General features: G+C 74.0%; 9 protein-coding genes. 7 read left to right on the plus strand and 2 right to left on the minus strand.

Annotated features, from left to right (window positions below; all coding sequences use genetic code 11):
* Positions 1–117 precede the first annotated feature (117 nt).
* Both WMF27_RS39255 and WMF27_RS39260 read left to right on the plus strand, forming a co-directional pair.
* Entirely contained in the window at positions 118–4299 is a 4182-nt protein-coding gene (locus tag WMF27_RS39255; RefSeq protein WP_437943434.1) for a hypothetical protein, read from the plus strand.
* The gene (locus tag WMF27_RS39260; RefSeq protein WP_437763777.1) at positions 4296–5489 is read left to right on the plus strand and encodes a UDP-N-acetylmuramate dehydrogenase; all 1194 of its coding nucleotides are present in this window, start codon (positions 4296–4298) and stop codon (positions 5487–5489) included. Before WMF27_RS39255 ends, WMF27_RS39260 begins: the two co-directional genes overlap by 4 nt.
* Positions 5490–5527: 38 nt before the next feature.
* On the opposite strand, the gene WMF27_RS39265 is transcribed toward WMF27_RS39260, so the two are convergent.
* Both WMF27_RS39265 and WMF27_RS39270 read right to left on the minus strand, forming a co-directional pair.
* Positions 5528–7276, minus strand: a complete 1749-nt coding sequence (locus tag WMF27_RS39265; protein WP_437943435.1) for a trypsin-like serine protease — start codon at positions 7274–7276, stop codon at positions 5528–5530.
* 409 nt (positions 7277–7685) lie between these two features.
* Positions 7686–8198, minus strand: a complete 513-nt coding sequence (locus WMF27_RS39270; RefSeq protein WP_437763775.1) for a hypothetical protein — start codon at positions 8196–8198, stop codon at positions 7686–7688.
* A 160-nt stretch (positions 8199–8358) separates the two neighbouring features.
* On the opposite strand from WMF27_RS39270, the gene WMF27_RS39275 reads away from it, so the two are divergent.
* The 5 genes from WMF27_RS39275 to WMF27_RS39295 all read left to right on the plus strand — a co-directional run bounded on the left by WMF27_RS39275 (position 8359) and on the right by WMF27_RS39295 (position 16110).
* Complete coding sequence (locus WMF27_RS39275) at positions 8359–9657, plus strand: hypothetical protein (protein WP_437763774.1); 1299 nt, start codon at positions 8359–8361, stop codon at positions 9655–9657.
* Positions 9594–11981 (plus strand): tetratricopeptide repeat protein, encoded by a 2388-nt coding sequence (locus WMF27_RS39280; protein WP_437763773.1) that lies wholly within the window; start codon positions 9594–9596, stop codon positions 11979–11981. Before WMF27_RS39275 ends, WMF27_RS39280 begins: the two co-directional genes overlap by 64 nt.
* A gap of 265 nt (positions 11982–12246) precedes the next feature.
* The gene (locus tag WMF27_RS39285) at positions 12247–13128 is read left to right on the plus strand and encodes a hypothetical protein (protein WP_437763772.1); all 882 of its coding nucleotides are present in this window, start codon (positions 12247–12249) and stop codon (positions 13126–13128) included.
* Between the two features lie 390 nt (positions 13129–13518).
* Positions 13519–14598, plus strand: coding sequence for a prephenate dehydratase (gene pheA, locus WMF27_RS39290; RefSeq protein ID WP_437763771.1), 1080 nt, complete (start codon positions 13519–13521; stop codon positions 14596–14598).
* Positions 14599–14766: 168 nt separating this feature from the next.
* On the plus strand, positions 14767–16110 hold the full coding sequence (locus tag WMF27_RS39295) for a hypothetical protein (RefSeq protein WP_437763770.1): 1344 nt from the start codon (positions 14767–14769) through the stop codon (positions 16108–16110).
* Positions 16111–16126: the final 16 nt, after the last annotated feature.

Here is a 16126-nt window from a genome sequence, read left to right on the forward strand (position 1 = left end):
CTCGGAGGTCGGGCAGATCGCGGTGGCCCGCGGAAGTTCACCTTTGCGTCGGCAATCCCAGGCCCGTAAGGAACGGCGGACAGGCACCGCGCGCGCGGCGCCGTGGAGACGCCGATCGTGACCACCCACCCCCGCAGCCCCTGGCGCGGCGGCCAGCGCCCCGGGAGCCCTCGCCTCGCCGAGCGCCCCCTCGTCGCTCGCCGCCCCCTCCTCGTCGCTCGCCGCGCCGCCCTGGCGCTCCCCCTCGCGCTCGCCGCCGCCGCGCCCGCCGCGTGCGCCCCGCGGGGCGCCGCATCGCCGCTCCCCGCCGACGCGCCGCTCCCCGCCGCGTTCTCCGCCGCGCTGGAGGCCGAGATCACGAGCTCCGCCGCGGCCGCGCCGTACCTCGACGCCCTCGACCGCGCCGTCGACGCGCCGGGCGACGACGGCGCCCTCGCCACCGTGATCGCGTCGCTCGACGCGCTCGTCTTCGGCGCCGGCACCGCGGGCGGCCCCGACCCCGACGCCGCGGCCATCGCCTTTCGCTCGCGCGAGGCGCTCCCCGAGGTCGCCCGCCGGCTCCAGCGCGCCTGGGCGTTCGCGGACGTCGCCGGCCGCGGCGCGCCGGAGATGCCGTTCGTGCGCGGCGCGCTCGCGAGCGCCCTCCACCGCATCGCCCTGTTCGTCGGCGACGAGGCCGCGGCGGCGACCTGGAGCGCGCGCCGCGGCTGCGCGGGCGAGGCCGCCCTCGTCGGGCCGCTCGACGCGGCGCCCCTCCACGGCCTCGCCCGGCCGTCCCCCGTGAGCTCCGCGCCGGGCGCGCCGCTCGCCAGGGCCTACCCGGGGCTCGCCCCGTTCGCGCAGAGCGCCTCGCCCATCGTCGTCCGCGCCGACGCGTGCGCCATCGACATCGACGCGGTGAGCGCCCTCCAGGGGACACGCGCCGTGGTCGTCGACCTCCACAACCCGATCGCCCAGCGGGTGAGCTTCGCGCTCGCCTCGGCGTCCGCCGCCGTGCTCGAGGTGGGCGGCGTTCCCGCCCTCCACCGCGACTACGCGGCGGGCGGCGCGCAGGTCACGCGCTTCGCGACGGTCGAGGCCCAGCCGGGGACGCTGCGCGTCGTCGTGCGCGTGGCGCAGAAGGGCGACGGCGACGCCATCGAGCTCACCGCGTGGGGCGAGAACGGCCTGCCGCTCCGCGCCCGCGCGCCGCGCCCCGGCGCCGCCGCGACAGCGTCCGCGTCCCGGCCCGCCGCCGTCAGCCTGGCGCCGGCCCCGGCGTCGCGCGGCGCCGCCGGCCAGCGCCCCGGCGCGGGGAGCATCGAGGTCGCTGCCGCGGCCCTGCTCGCGCTCGGCGACGCGCGCGCGGCCGAGCACCTCCTCGATCCGGACGGCGACGGCGGCCTCCGCCAGAGCGACGCGCGCTCGCCGGCCGCCGCGCCGCCCCCGGCCGCCGCCGCACCGCTCCCGGCCGCCGCCGCGCCGCCCCCGGCCGCCGCCGCGCCGCGCTCGCCGGCCGCCGCGCCGCCCCCGGCCGCCATCGCGCCGCGCTCGCCGCGCCTCGACCTGCTCTACGCGAGGGCCATCCGCCGCGTGGGCGATCTTCCCGAGGCCGAGGTCGTCGAGCGCATCCGCGCCGCCGTCGATCGCGTGCTCGCCGCGTGGCCCGCGTCCTGGGAGGCGCGCCTCTACAAGGCGGAGCTCGCCGAGCGCCGCGGCGGCCGGGGCGAGGGCACCATGGACGCCCTCCGCGAGCTCGGCGTCCGTGTCGCGCCCCCCGGGCCGGCCGGCTTGAACGCGCCCGCCGTCGCCGACGCCGATCGCATGGTCCTCGCGGAGCTCGCCGTGGTCGCCCGCCGCGCGAACGTCACCGACGTCGCCGAGGCCGCCTACGCGAAGCTCGCCGCCGCGGCGCCCGGCTCGACGCTGCTCGCCGTCGTCGACGACCGCATCCACGGCCGCGCCGGCGTCGACGCGGTGAAGGCCGCCTGCGAGGGCGGGCTCGATCGCTCGAGCGCCGCGTGCCTCGGCGCGCTCCTCGACGCGAGCGACCGCGCCGCGGTCCTCGCCGAGATCAAGCGGCTGCGCCGGCTCCGCCGCGCGCCGGACGCCCTGCGCGACGTCGAGCTCCGCGAGCGCGTCGCCCGCGGCGACCTGCGCGGCGCGCTCGCCGTGTACGACGCCATGCCGCCGGGGCAGCGGGCGATGCTCGAGGCGCTCGGCCTCGCCGCCGGCCGCGGCGACGCCCGCGCCGTGCGGGGCCGCCTCGCCCGCGACCGCACGACGGCGCGCGACACCCCCGCCGGGATCGGCCCCATCACCCGCGCCCTCGGCCTCGCGCCGGACCCGGCGCCGGCGCTCGAGGCCGAGGGCCGCAAGCTCGTGCTGGAGGACCAGCAGAAGGCGTTCCTCCCCGGCGCCGCGACCGCGGTGCTCCGCCACGTCGAGCGGTTCACGATCTCGCCCGACGGGCTCGTCCACTTCGTCACGTACGACCTCCGCCGCGTCTCCGGCACCACGGACGTGGCCCAGGGCGCGGCCATTTACGGCCCGCTCATCGAGGGCCGCGCCATGACGCGCCTCCTGCGCCGCCGCATCCACAAGCGCGACGGCCGCATCCTCGCGCCCGACGCCGCGTCGAACGCCGCGCAGGACCAGAGCGACCTCTCCCAGCTCGAGCAGGGCGACTACGTCGAGCAGGTCACCGAGGGCTACGCGCTGCCGGGCGACGGCGGCCAGCTCGTCATCGACACGTGGGACCTGCTCCCCGAGCGCACGAGCGTCCGCGAGGCGGCGATCGAGGTCCGCCGCCCGACGTCGCTCCCGCTCGCGCTCTGGTCGCACCCGCTGCTCGGCGCCGCGGAGCAGCGCGCCGAGGGCGCCTCCACGGTCAGCGTCTGGCGCATCAAGGACCAGCCGCCGCGGCGCATGGAGGACGGCGTGCCTCGCATGGAGATGGGCGTCGGCGTCAGCCTGGGGACGCAGACCTGGGACCACGTGGCCGCGGCGCTCGACGAGAACGTCCGCGCGCTCGAGGACCGCGATCCGTACATGACCCGCTGGGCGCGGGAGGCCGCGGGCGCCGACCGGACGCCGTCGCCCGCGCTGCTCGAGCGCGTCGTCGCGGCCGCGGGCAAGGCGGTCAAGGTCGCCGGCGGCGTCGAGCTCTCGGACATGGCGGCGCTCCTCGGCGGCGGCCCGCAGCGCACGACGGCGCGCGCGATGATCGAGCTCGGCCAGGGCAGCCGGTCGTGGGTCGTCTACCGCGCGCTGCGCGAGCTCGGCGTGCGCGCCGATCTCGCGATCGCCGAGACCGAGCCGTTCAGCTCGTCGGCGGACTTCCCGCCGCACGCGGGGCGCTTCCGCCACCCGCTCGTGATCGCCCGCCTCTCGAGCGGCGACGTGTGGATCGACGCCGACGTCGAGGGCCCGCCGCTGCCCCCCGGCCGCATCAGCCCCGAGCTGCGCGGCCGCGCCGCCATGCTGCCGGGCGGCGAGCTCGTCACGGTGGCCGGGACGAGCGGCGAGACCGGCGACGAGGTCGACCTCCGGCTGGCGGTCGACGCGCAGGGCAACGCCACGGGAACGTTCACGATTCTCCTGCACGGGCGGGCGGCGCAGGCGCTCTCGGAGGCGTTCGAGACCGTGGTGGGCACGGCGCGGCGCGAGATGCTCCGGGGCGTCGTGCTCGGCTGGCTCCCGTGGGCCGACGTCGAGGACGTCGTCGTCTCGTCGACGGAGGGCTCGTGGGAGGTCGCGCTCCGCGCCGCCGTGACGATCCACGGCTTCGCGCAGCCGGTGGGCAAGGACGCCGCGGCGTGGACGCTGCCGGGGCTCGAGCCGGTGCACCTCGTGTTCCCGCGGGCGTACACGAGCACGCTCGGCGCCTCGTACGCCTCGCGGGGGGCCCGCAAGAGCGCGCTCGCGATCGAGACCGCGCTCCAGTACCACGTGCGCCGCAGGATCGAGCTGCCCGAGGGCTACGCGGTCGCGCGCGCGCCCGAGGGCGTGCGCGTCGAGCACGCGGGCCTCGCGGCGTCGCGCAAGGGCAGCTACGGCGCGGCGATCGAGGAGGACTTCGCGCTGAGCTTGCCGACGGGGACGGTGTCGATCGACGAGTACAAGGCGTTCGTCGAGCGGGTGCAGGCGGTCGACAGCGGCTTCATGGCGGGCATCCGGGTGGCGCGGCCGGCGGCGCCGGCGCGGCCCTCTGGCGGCGCGCAGGGGCCGGGCGCTGTCGGCGGCGCGCGGCCGCAGGCGCCGGAGAAGCGGCCGCAAGCGCCGGAGAAGAAGCCGCAAGCGCCGGAGAAGAAGCCGTGAGCCTCGACGTCCGCGAGTCGGTCCCGCTGGCCCCGCTCACGACGCTCGGCGTGGGCGGGCCGGCGCGCTATTTCGCCGAGGCCGCCGAGGAGGCCGCGGTGGTCGAGGCGTTCCGCTTCGCCGAGGCCCGCGGCGTGCCGCTCTTCGTGCTGGGCGGCGGCTCGAACCTGCTGATCGCGGACCGGGGCGTCGACGCGCTGGTGCTGCGCGTGCGCGTCCGCGGGATCGAGCTGCTGCGCGGGCGCGGGGAGGTCGGCAGCGGCGGGGAGACCGGCGGCAGCGGGGAGACCGGCGGCAGCGGGGAGACCGGCGGCGGAGAAGCCGGGCGCGCCCTCGTGCGCGCGGGGGCGGGCGAGGCGTGGGACGACCTCGTGGCGCGCTCGGTCGCCGAGGGCTGGGCGGGCGTCGAGTGCCTGTCGGGTATCCCGGGCGACGTCGGCGCGACGCCGATCCAGAACGTGGGCGCGTACGGCCAGGAGGTCGCGGAGACGATCGCCGAGGTCCGGGCGATCGATCGCGCGACGGGGGCGGCCGTGGTCATCGCCGGTGCCGAGTGCGGCTTCGGCTACCGTGACAGCCGGTTCAAGCGCGCGTGGCGCGGGCGGTACGTCATCACGACCGTCACGTTCGCGCTGCGCCCGGGGGGCGCCGCGACGGTGCGCTACCCCGAGCTCCAGCGGGCGCTCGCCGCGCCCGCGGGGGGCGCCGCGCCGCCCCTCGGCGAGGTGCGCAGCGCGGTGATCGCGCTCCGCCGCGGCAAGTCGATGGTGCTCGATCCGGCGGACGAGAACGGCCGGAGCGCGGGGTCGTTCTTCATGAACCCGACGCTCGCGCCCGGCGCCGCCGCGGCCGTCCTCGCGCGCATCGAGGCGGCGGGCGTGCTCGCGCCCGGCGAGGCGATCCCGCGGTACCCGGCGGACGGCGGCCGGGTGAAGCTGTCCGCTGCCTGGCTGATCGAGCGCGCCGGCTTCGCGAAGGGGACGCGCCACGGCGCCGCGGGCATCTCGACGCGCCACACGCTCGCGCTGGTCAACCGCGGCGGCGCCACGGCGGAGGAGCTGCTCGGCCTCGCGCGGCGCGTGCGGCGGGCGGTGCTCGACCGGTTCGGCGTGGCGCTCTCGGCCGAGCCGGATCTCGTCGGGTTTGCGCCCGGCGAGATCGACGATCTCGTCAGCGGCGCCCACCTGTGAGAGGGGCCCCGGGCGACCGAGGCCCCCTCCTCGACAGCTCACCGCCCGGCGTCGTGGAGCATGCCCTTGATCGCCCAGCCGCTGTCGACCTGGCGCGGGTACAGGTCGCCGACGAAGTGCGCGCCGTGCATCAGCCAGATGCCGACCTGGCCGTTCGTGTGCCGCCAGACGATGTCGTCGCGGCGATCGTGATCGAAGTCGCCGACGCCCTGCACCTGCCATGCGAGGTCGCCGGGCCCGTGCGCGTTGTTGTACGAGGGTGAGTCGAAGCCCTGCTCGCCGCCGAACCAGATGGCGAGCTGGCCATTTTCGTCCCGCCACAGGATGTCCGAGCGCAGGTTGCCGTCGAAGTCGCCGATGGCCTGCACCTTCCAGAAGAGGCTCGGGTCCTGGCCGCCGGGGTTGGCCTCGCCCACCCGCGTCCCGCCCGACATGAACCAGATGGCGACCTGGCCGTTCGTGTTTCGCCACAGGATGTCCGAGCGCGCATCACCGTCGAAGTCGCCGACGCCCTGCACCTTCCACGCGTTGTCGACCGGCGCGGGCTGGTTGTTGTAGCCGGGATAGGCGGCCTGAGCGGCGTCGCCCTTGAACCAGATGGCGAGCTGGCCGTTGGCGTCGCGCCACAGGACGTCCGAGCGCCCGTCGCCGTCGAAATCGCCGACGCCAGCCACCTTCCAGAAGAGGCTCGGGTCCTGGCCGCCGGGGTAGGCCTGACCGACGACGGCTCCGTCATCCATGAACCAGATGGCGACCTGACCATGGGTGTGTCGCCAGAGCAGGTCGCTCTGGCCGTCGCCGTCGAAGTCTCCGGAGCCCTGGATCTTCCAGGAGAGGCTCGGGTCCTGGCCGCCGGGGTAGGCCTCGCCGACGATGTCGCCGCCGTCCATGAACCAGATGGCGACCTGGCCATTCGTATGCCGCCACAGCAAGCTGGTACTGGCCGAGCAGTCGCACGTGTCGCCGTGGCCGCTGCACTCGTTCGAGGGTGACGACGGGCACATGTGCGATTTGATCCAGTCGAACTCGGAGCCCGTCGTGACTCCCTTGCTGACCCAGTCGTGGGTCACCGTCCACGTGTGCATCGAGTGGACGGCGTAGAGCCGGCTCGCCCCGACGTTCAAGACGGCCCCGCCCGAGTCGCCGCTGCAAAAGACCTGGTCGTTGAAGCGCAGGATGTCGTGGCCGTCCTCGTACCCGCCGACCTTGGCGGCGTCGAAGTTCAGCGTGCCGAAGGGGGTGCTGCAATCGGCGCCCGTGCGCCCGAAGCCGGCGATCGTGACGCGCGATCCCTCGGCGGGGTAATCGTTGGCCACGACGAAGGGCTTCACGTGCGCCGGCGCGACGCCATTCAGCTTGATGACGGCGACGTCATGCTCGATCTGCCTCTCGGTCCAGGACGGGTTGTAGTCCGGCTGGATCTTGGCCACGCCGCTCAGCACGCGCGGGCGCGCGCCCGGGGTCGCCGGGTCGGGGCGAAAGGTCACCGTCGCGTCCGTGGAGCAGCCGTTGTCGCCGACGTAGCCCACCTCGCAGAAGCAATGCGCGGCGGTGAGGACCGTGTCCGCGGCGATGACCATGCCCGAGCAGCTCCCCTGCGAGCTCGACACCTTCACCATCGCGAGCAGATCGCCGGGCCCCGCCGGCGTCGGGTCGACGATCGGCGATGCGGCCTGGGCCGTCTCCTCGAAGTCGCCCGCCCCGCCGGCGTCGGCCGCGCAGGCGGCCAGCGGAAGCGCCAGCAAGGGACACAGCCAGCGCCGTAGACGAGCATTCTTTTGAGTCATCGCTTCAATCATCATTCCGTTACCCTCCTTTTCGCTTCGCCCGCCGTGGTGGCGCGCGAAGGGGACACGCATCGTTTGCTCTGGCGCGCGCTCGCGCCCTCCGTCGTTGGAGGGCGTTCAGCGGGCCTCTTCAGCGACGCTTCGCTCTTCAGCTCTGCAGCCTTCAGCAACGCACGTGCCGGGTCGGGGCGGCGCTCGCCCCCGCGGATCATCGACGCGCAGGAGCGGGAGGGGCGCTTCTTCCGGCCCCCTCGCGAGCCCGTCGTCTCAAGCGAGGTGTCGCCCCGGGAGGACCAGGTGTCTCCTCGACAGAGACAGGGCGAGTGAGGCATCGCGCCAGGATGCGGAGCTCCAGCGCGACGGATCCCTGCTCCGCAGCTCGCCGGAAGCTCAGGAAACCGCTCTCATTCTACTGCGGGAAGCTGCCCCGGAGCGGCAGAACAACCGCCAAGCCGCCAAGGACGCCAAGGCGAGAGGGGGAAGGCCGCCGTCCGGGCATCCCCCCTAGTCCCCGGTTTTCTTGGCGCCCTTGGCGGCCCATGAACGCGTACTCCGGCAGATCGATCGACACACCCCACGCCCCCGCGGGCCAGGACGCCTCCGGCGCGAACCGGCTCCCGAGGTCGAGCTGCACCCGGAACCGCGGCTCTTCCGGCGCCTTCGTCACCTTGTCCGGCAGCCCGTCGCCGTTCACGTCCTCGAAGTCCATCACCGTCCGTGCCGTCGTGTAGGTGTACCCCGCGCCGGCGGCGGCCACGGTCGCGTCCACGCCGACGCTGTTCGCGCCCGTGTCCTCCAGCCGCACCGCCTCCACCCCGGCCGCGTCCGTGAACTCGCTCAAGATGGCGCCGAGCGTCTCGCGCAGCGTCCCCGCATCGAAGCGACGAAGCTCGACCGGGCCAACCTCGAGCCGGACGGGCACGGCATCTCGGCGCTCTCGCGCCTCTCGGCGGTCCGGAGCGCATGGGTACCGTCCAGCCTGCCAGGCGCGCGCCGCACGACGTGGTCTGTGCTAGCGTCGCGTCGTGGCAAGGCGAGACGTCTGGGAGGAGATCTACCGTCGCTTCGACCCTGTCGAGCCCGTGAAGGACCCAGCCTGGCGCGCTCCGCGGCCGCATACACCGGTCGACCGCATCGTGCGGCGTCTCGACCTGCCATTCGCTGACCCGCGCATCCTCCTTGCCGGTACGGTCGGTACTGGCAAGTCAACAGAGCTGCTTCGCCTGAGGGAGGCGCGGGAGACCAAGGAGTTCGTCCTGTTGCTCGATCTGCACCGGCACTTCGCGTGGATGGGCGACGGCGAGGCGATTCAGCGCGTCGCGTCCTGGGAGGTCATCTTCCTCGTGGGGCTCTCGGTGCTCGGCGCGGCGCGGGAGACATTGCCCTACCCTGTGCCGCAGCAGCACGTCGAGGATCTCAAGCAGGCCTGGGAGCAGGTCGCAGAGGCCACCGAGACGCCGAAGACCACCGAGATCGACGTGGGAAAGGTGGCCTCGGGCATGATAACCGCCAGCTCGGTGCTCGTGCCGGCGCTCGGGTTGTCGGGAGGCGTGGCGGCCGGCGTGGCGGCGGGGGTCGGTGCGACGAAGGCGATCGCAGAGGGCATTCGTCGCATGGTGCCTGTCGGGCGCAGCGGACGTACGCTGCCCGATCAGGACGAGGCCATGCAGACGCTGCTTGGAGCGGTCAACGTCCTCGTCGGCCACATGCAGCAGCACCACCGGCGCGTCTTGCTGCTCATCGATGGCCTCGATCGCATCCGCGATGAGGAGCGCGCGCTCACCCTTTTCCTGCGTTCGGAGCTGCTCAGCCAGATCGCCTGTCCCACCGTCGTCTGTGCTCCCTTCGCGCTGCGGAGCGCGCCTGTCGGCGCGGCGATCCCGCGCTTCGATACGGTTGTGCTCGCGAATGAGCCCGTGCTGGACAAGGTCCATCCGGAGCGTCAGGGCCCAGGGGTCCCCTTTTTCGCCGACATGTATCGCCGGAGAACACGGGATCTGCCCGCGCCTGACGCGCTCGGCCTGGACGCCCTGGAGCGCCTCGCGTACGTGTCGGGCGGGCGTGCACGGGACTTCGTCAAGCTCGTGCGTGGAGTGGCCGAGCGCGCCTGGACGGCGGACGTGACCACGGCGACGCCTGCGATCGTGGAGGACGCCGTGGACGAAGCACGCCGCGACCGCGAGCGCGGGCTCGACGTCGGTCACCTCGGCGTACTGCGCGCGGTGATGGAGGATGTCCAGCGGCAGCTTCCTGAAGACGCTCGTGCGCGACAGCTCCTCGATTGGGGGCACCTGCTCCCGTATCCCAACGAGTCCGAATGGTACTACCCGCATCCGCTGCTCACGCTGCACCTCCTGCGGGCGCCTGGCTCGATCGGCTGAGCCGGATCCTGCGCCTCGCCGGGCGCGGCGTGATCGTGCTCATGGATCGGGCGCGTCCCGAGCGGCTGGGCGAGCTTGTGCGCCACTTGCTCCGCGATCGGCCGGACGCCGACGTGTTGACCGAGGCGCCGGCGCTCGTGTCGCTGCCGGAGGGAAGCACCGTCGTCCTCTGCGTGCGCGCGGCTGACGCCGCGTGGCTCAATCAAGAGCGGCCGGTAGTGCAGGAGCGGGCGCTGCACCTCGTGCTGTTCAGCGACGAGGAGACGACGCTCCATCTCGCCCGACGTGCGGTCGACTTCTACGACTGGATCTCGCATCGCATCGACTGTCCTGAAGGGCCGCCCTCCTTCGCCCTGAGAGAGTTACGGCGCGCGGCGTGCACGCGGGCGCCGGCCATCGGGTGGTTCGGTGGCGATCTCGAGGAGAGCTTCGCGCGGGCGCTGCCGGGCCGGAGGGTCGAGCGGGTCTCGGCCGCGCAGCCGTACTCCGTGCTAGTCGAGGCGCTCCGGCCGAAGCCGAGGACATGGGTCGCCGTGGAGGATCTCGAGACCTCCGTCCGGCTGCGACGCTCGCGCTGGGCTGCGGCGGAGGTCGGACGCAAGGGCCGGCTTCTGCTCGTCTCGCCGGCGAATACCCTCTCGGGGCTCCCCAGGGTGCATGGGCGGGCGCTGACCCTGGACGACGGCGCGGGACGCCTTCGCGCGGCGGGAATCCAACACTGCGTGCGGCTCGCGGCGCAGCTCGAGCTGTCGCCGGACGCGATCGATGACGCGGCGGGGCTGGCGCGCGCGGGGGTGTCCGAGGCAGAGCTCTCGGCGCTCGCGCTCCGGGAAGATGACCCGGGCGGTGCGCTCGCGCGCCTCGCGCAGCAGCGCGGGCGAGAGAGCGCGGCCGCGAAGGAGCCCGACGTCGAAGAGCCGGGCGCCGAGCTGAGCGAGCGCTTCTACCTGCCCGACTGGCCCGGACGCATCGAGCTTGCGATCCGGGCAGACGACCCGGATGTGGCGGCTCACTGGGCCGCCGGCTGGGTGGAGGCGACGGAGGGCAGCGCGAGGGCGATCGCTGCGATGGCCCGCCTACGCGCATTTTCAGGCGATCTTAGCGAGGCTCGCGCGCTGCTCGATCGAGCTCGCGCGCGAACGGAAGATGCCATCGACGATGAGACGCGCTTCGAGCTGCGGCGGGCAGAGGGGCTCCTGCTGTCGTCCGAGGGGCGCACCGCCGAGGCGATACAGGCGTTGCGCGATGCTCTGGAGCGGGGGCGGCGACTCGGACGTTCGATCGAGGAGCGCGGCGAGCTCTACGACGCCGCGGTGCGGGCCCATATCGGAGCGGGGCGCCTGAAGGACGCGCAACGCCTGCTCGATGAGTGGACAGGGCTGCTACGGCGCGCGTACGTCGATATGCCACTCGATATCCTCCTGGTCCGGGCGACCGCAGAGCTGCTGCAGGCGCGCGGAGACACGCACGCTGCCTCTGAACTCCTGGAATCGGTGCTCCAGCGATTGCCTGAACACGATCACCCGAGCCTTGGTGTGTTCGAGCAGTGCCTCGCTCAGGCATGGATCGGGCAGCGGCGCTTCGGTGAGGCGGAGCGCCTGCTGCGCAGCGCGATCGAGCGCAACCAGCGCCTCGGTCGTCGGACCCTCTTTCTTCGTCACGAGCACGGCCGCGCGCTCTTGGAGCTGGGCCGCTTTCAAGAGGCCGAGCAGGAGCTCCGCCGGGCGCTTTCGGAAGTACCCGAGAGAAAGATCGCGGCACCGACGCGCCACGAGCTCGCGCGCTGCCTCGAGGCGCAGGGCCGGTTCGACGAAGCCGAGGCGCTGCTCGATGAGGCCTTGGCCGAGCTGCGGCGGGACGGCGCCGCGTACGGGGCGCTGTACGCCGCATCTCTCTACGAGAAGGCGCGTCTTCACCGGCTCCGAGGTGACCTCGTAAGCTCTGAAGAGCTGCTGCGTGAGGTGCTTCGGGTCGAGGAACGTGCCCTGGGTCGCGCGCACCCGGCGCTCCTCTCGACGCTCTCGGAGCTCGGCGGGACGCTGATCGATCTCGGGAAGCCGCACGAGGCAGAGCCGGTGCTTCGCCGTGCCACGCACCTGGCCGAACAGAGGGGGGATCGCCTCGGCCTCGCAGCTGAGCTGGCGCAGCTCTCTCGCGCGCAGGCTGCCCGGGGCTTCGCCCACGCCCGCGATACCGCCCGCCGCGCTCTTCAAGTGATGAGCACAGCGGACGGCGAGCTCGCTCCGGCGCTAGTTCGTGAGGTGGAAGCCATCGCGGCGGGCGCGATGCCACGCACGCCGGCCCGCTCGCGCCCGAGCCGGTAATCCCTCCGTTCGCGGTCGCCGACCGCGACGGACGTGCGCGCCCTCTTCGACGGCGTCGCCTCAGAACGCTGCCTGGCGCAGCTGGCGCTGATTACAGTCGATTACAGCGCGCCGCCCTCTCCTCGCCTCGCCGGCCGCCTCTCCCTCGGTGTCGCGCCAATGGCTCAGCAGAGCAGCATTCCGGCGCCCGAGCGCGCCAAACGCCCTTGACAGCCACTCTCGATAAGCGACCATCCTCCGGTACCACTCAACCAGGAGGGAGCTCATGCCCCCGACACGCACCGTGAAGAACACGCCCGGTTCCACGTCTCCCAAGGCCAGGTCGTCCAGCAGGACGCCGGTCGCAACGTCGAAGCGCCCGGCCGCAAAGCCGCACGATCCGACCAGCGATGAGGCGCTCCTCGCGCTGGACTCGGCCTACGCGTCCCCGCCCGATATCCCCCTGAGCGTCGCGGAGCGCGAGCTCACCTCCCTGGCGCGCCTCGCGCACGCGCAGCAATCACGCATGTCGAGGATCGGTATCACCTCCGACAAGGTGGATCTGCTCGCGCGCTTCGCGCGGCGCCTCCGCGCCCTCGAGAAGGGGTGGCAGAGGGCGCGCGGCGCCGTGACGCTCACGTCTGCGCAGCGCAAGCTCCGCGACGAGGCCGAGGCGCTCGACGCGAAGCTCGTGGCCGGCGGCCGCTGGGGCTGCCGCAACGACGACGCCGCCCAGGGGCAGCTCTCGCGCATCGCCGACGGCTCCGGCCTTTCGGATACCATCCAGGACCTGCGCGATCTCGTCGACTTCTGGTCCGATCACGAGGGCGCGCTCGGCGTGACCGATATCACGACGAAGGATCTCGCGCGGGCCACGGCGCTCGCCGACGCGCTCGAACACGCCGCCGCCAACGAGGCATCCGACGCGAGCGCCGCACACGCGCTGGATCTGCGCAACCGTTGCTTCTGGGCCGCCGACGAGCTCGCCAAGGAGATCCGCGAAGGCGGCCGGTACGCGTTTCGCGACCAGCCCAAGATCGCAGCCAGGTTCGTGTCGCGCCATCGGACGACCCTGAGCCGGCGCTCCCGTCGGAAGGCCAAGAAGGCGAAGGTAAAAACCGCCGCGGAGCAGACGGCGCCGATCGCGGAGCAGGCAGCGCCGCTCTGAGGGCGCTCCCGCGCCCATCCCGATCGCTCCCGCGCCCATCCCGATCGCTCCCGCGCCCATCCCGATCGCTCCCGCGCCCATCCCGATCGCTCCCGCGCCCGCCCCGATCGCTCCCGCGCCCGTCCCGATCGCTCCCGCGCCCGATCCAAACGAAGCGATGTTGATGCCCCACGGTGGCGTGCGGATTCGGTCTTCTTCCTCTGCCCCCTCACCGGCTCTCTCTCGCCCCTCCGCGCCACGCGTCGAGCCCGCACGGGCGCCGCTTCGCCCCCGACGTGCGCCTCCGTCGCGCGCGTTCCGCGCCGCATTCCCCGCGCCGAGGCGAGCCTTGCGCTGCGGCGTCCCCTGCGCTTTGATGCCCGCCCTTCCCCATCCAAGGTGGAACGAACCATGGCGAACCTGGGCGACCTTCGCGAGCGCATCGACAGCATCGACGACCGGATCCTCGATCTCCTCGCCGAGCGGGCCGAGGTGGCCGTCGAGGTCGCGCACGCGAAGCGCGCCGCGAACGCCACGCAGTTTCACGACCCGGAGCGGGAGCGGCGCGTGCTCACCCGCCTGCAGGCGAAGGGCGCGGGGCGCTTCCCGCGCGACGCCATCCGGGTCGTCTTCCGGGAGGTGATGAGCGCCTGCCTGTCGTTGGAAGAACCCATGAAGGTGGCCTTTCCGGGGACGGAGGGCGCCTTCGCGGAGATCGCGGCGCGGCACCTGTTCGGGCTGGCCGCGCGCTACCGGGAGACGGGCACCATCGAGGGCGTCTTCGACGCCGTGCGCGCGGGCGAGGCGGCCTGCGGCGTCGTCCCCGTCGAGAGCTCGACCGACGGCTCGGTGACCCTGACGGCGGACGCCCTGATCGAGAGCGACCTCCAGATCCGGCAGGAGCTCGTGCTCGACGTCGCCTATTGCCTGTTCAGCAAGGCCGAGGGGCTGAGCGGCGTCGCGCGGGTCCACGGGCACCCGCACGCGCTCTCGCAGTGCCGCCTCTGGCTCGCGAAGCACCTCCCCGGCGCGCAGATCGTCCAGACCGTCTCCGCGGCCGCGGCGGCGCACGAGGCCCTCGGCGACCCCGCCGCGGCGGCGATCGGCAGCCGCGGGGCGGGCGAGCTCTACGGGCTGCCGCTCCTGCGCGAGCGCATCCACGACCGCGCCGAGAACGCGACCCGCTTCATCGTCATCGCCCCGGCCGACGCGCCCGCCACGGGCGCGGACAAGACCTCGATCGTCTTCTCCGTGCAGGAGGAGCCCGGCGCGCTCCGCCGGGTCCTCGCCATCTTCGACGACGCGGGCATCAACCTGACCCGGATCGAGTCGAGGCCCAGCCGGCAGAAGCACTGGGACTACGTCTTTCTCGTCGATCTGGAGGGCCACCGGAGCGATCCGCGCGTCGCCGACGCGATCGAGCGGCTCCGCGCGCGCTGCGAGATGGTGAAGGTGCTCGGGAGCTACCCGCGGTCGACCGGCGCGCGCTGAGGCGCGCGCGGCCATCCCGCCGGGCCCGGGCGGGGGCAGAGGCGCCAACGAAGCCTCGCGCCGCAGTCTCCTGCATCCGAACGTTCACGCTGGTGATCGATGGATGGGAACGGCCACGGCCGACGGGGGATGGTGCCCCGCGGGGAAGGGTGATAATTTTCGGCGCCCGTGCCGGCTGCGTCGCTCGCGCTCGCCCTCCGCGCTGCCCGAACGGCCGCGAGCGCGGTCGCCGGCACCCTGCTGGCCGCCGTCGCCCTGCCCGCCGCAGCGGGCGAGCCTCGCGGCGCCGGCGAGCCGGTGCTCGTCCTCGCCGCCTTCCCGGGCGCCGGCGGCATCGACAAGCGCGCCATCGACCTCGTCGTCGCCCATATCCGCCCCGTCGGCGTCCGCCTTCAGATCGTCCGCACCGGCACGCCGAGGCCCGTGCTGCAGACGCTCCTCCCCGAGGCCAACGCGCTCGCCGACGCATGGGACGCGCGGGGCGTGCTCTGGATCGACGCCGGGGCGAGCGACGAGCTCGCCTTGTATGTGGTCGAGCGCAACGGCGAGCAGATCTACGGCCGCCGCATCCCGGTCTTGCCCGGGCAGACCGCCACCGCCCTCGAGTCGCTCGCCAACATCGCCGGCGCGGTCGCCGAGGAGCTCCGCGAGGGCCACGTCGCCGGCCTGGCCGAGGTCAAGATCGCCCCGGTCGCGCCGGCTCCAGCGGCTCCGCCCGAGCCGGACGCCGCCCCCGAGCTCGCCGCGTCCCCCGCGTCCCTCGCGGGCGCCGCGGCCGCGGGCGCCACGCCGGACCTGCAGCCGCCCGCGGGCCCGCCGTCGCCCTCCACGCGCGCCCGCCGCGAAGCGAGCCCGCTGCCCACGTTCGCCTTCCTCGCCGGCTACACCGGCGCGAGCTTCAGCAGCGCCGCGCCCTGGCAGAGCGCCGCCGCGCTCCGCGCCTCCTGGGCGCCGGTGGACTACGCCGTCCTCGGCCTGGGGTACGAGCTGATCCCCTCGATCTCCCTCGGCAACGAGCAGTCCACGTTCGAGCTCTCGCGCCACCCGGTGAGCACGGCCGGCCAGGTCCGCCTCAGGCTCCCCCTTGGCCTCGACCTGCAGCTCGGCGCGCGCGCCACCGTCGATATCGTCGAGCGCGTCCCCGAGGAAGGCACGACCCAGCAGGCGCTCACGGAGCCGCCCCCGTTCCCTCCGCCTCCCGGTCATGGCCCGCCGCCGCCCCCCCCGTGGCGGTGGCCGCGGATGTTTCCGCAGCAGCTGCCGCCGCCGGAGGCCCGGACCGACGCGCTCGTGAGCGTCGCGCCGGTCGCGGAGCTCGGCGTCCCGCTCACCGGGTGGCTCCGCCTCAAGACGACGCTGGGTGTGGACGTGCTCCTGACGGAGCCTGACGCCACCGTACACCCGGCCCTCGCGCTTTCGGCCAATCCGGTGCGGATCTTCGCCGGCGTCGGGCTGGAGCTCGGCCTCGCGCTGCCGGCCCCGCCGGCACCCGCGGGCATGGTCAGGAAATGACCACCTGCGCCGCATG

The sequence above is a fragment of the Sorangium sp. So ce281 genome, from assembly GCF_051527395.1.
GTDB classification, from domain to species: Bacteria; Myxococcota_A; Polyangia; order Polyangiales; family Polyangiaceae; genus Sorangium; species Sorangium cellulosum_B.

Coding starts and splice junctions, on each gene's coding strand:
- WMF27_RS39285 (WP_437763772.1), top strand. CDS start 12,247: ATGCCCCCGACACGCACCGTGAAGAACACGCCCGGTTCCACGTCTCCC.
- WMF27_RS39280 (WP_437763773.1), top strand. CDS start 9,594: ATGGTACTACCCGCATCCGCTGCTCACGCTGCACCTCCTGCGGGCGCC.
- WMF27_RS39265 (WP_437943435.1), bottom strand. CDS start 7,276: ATGACTCAAAAGAATGCTCGTCTACGGCGCTGGCTGTGTCCCTTGCTG.
- pheA (WP_437763771.1), top strand. CDS start 13,519: ATGGCGAACCTGGGCGACCTTCGCGAGCGCATCGACAGCATCGACGAC.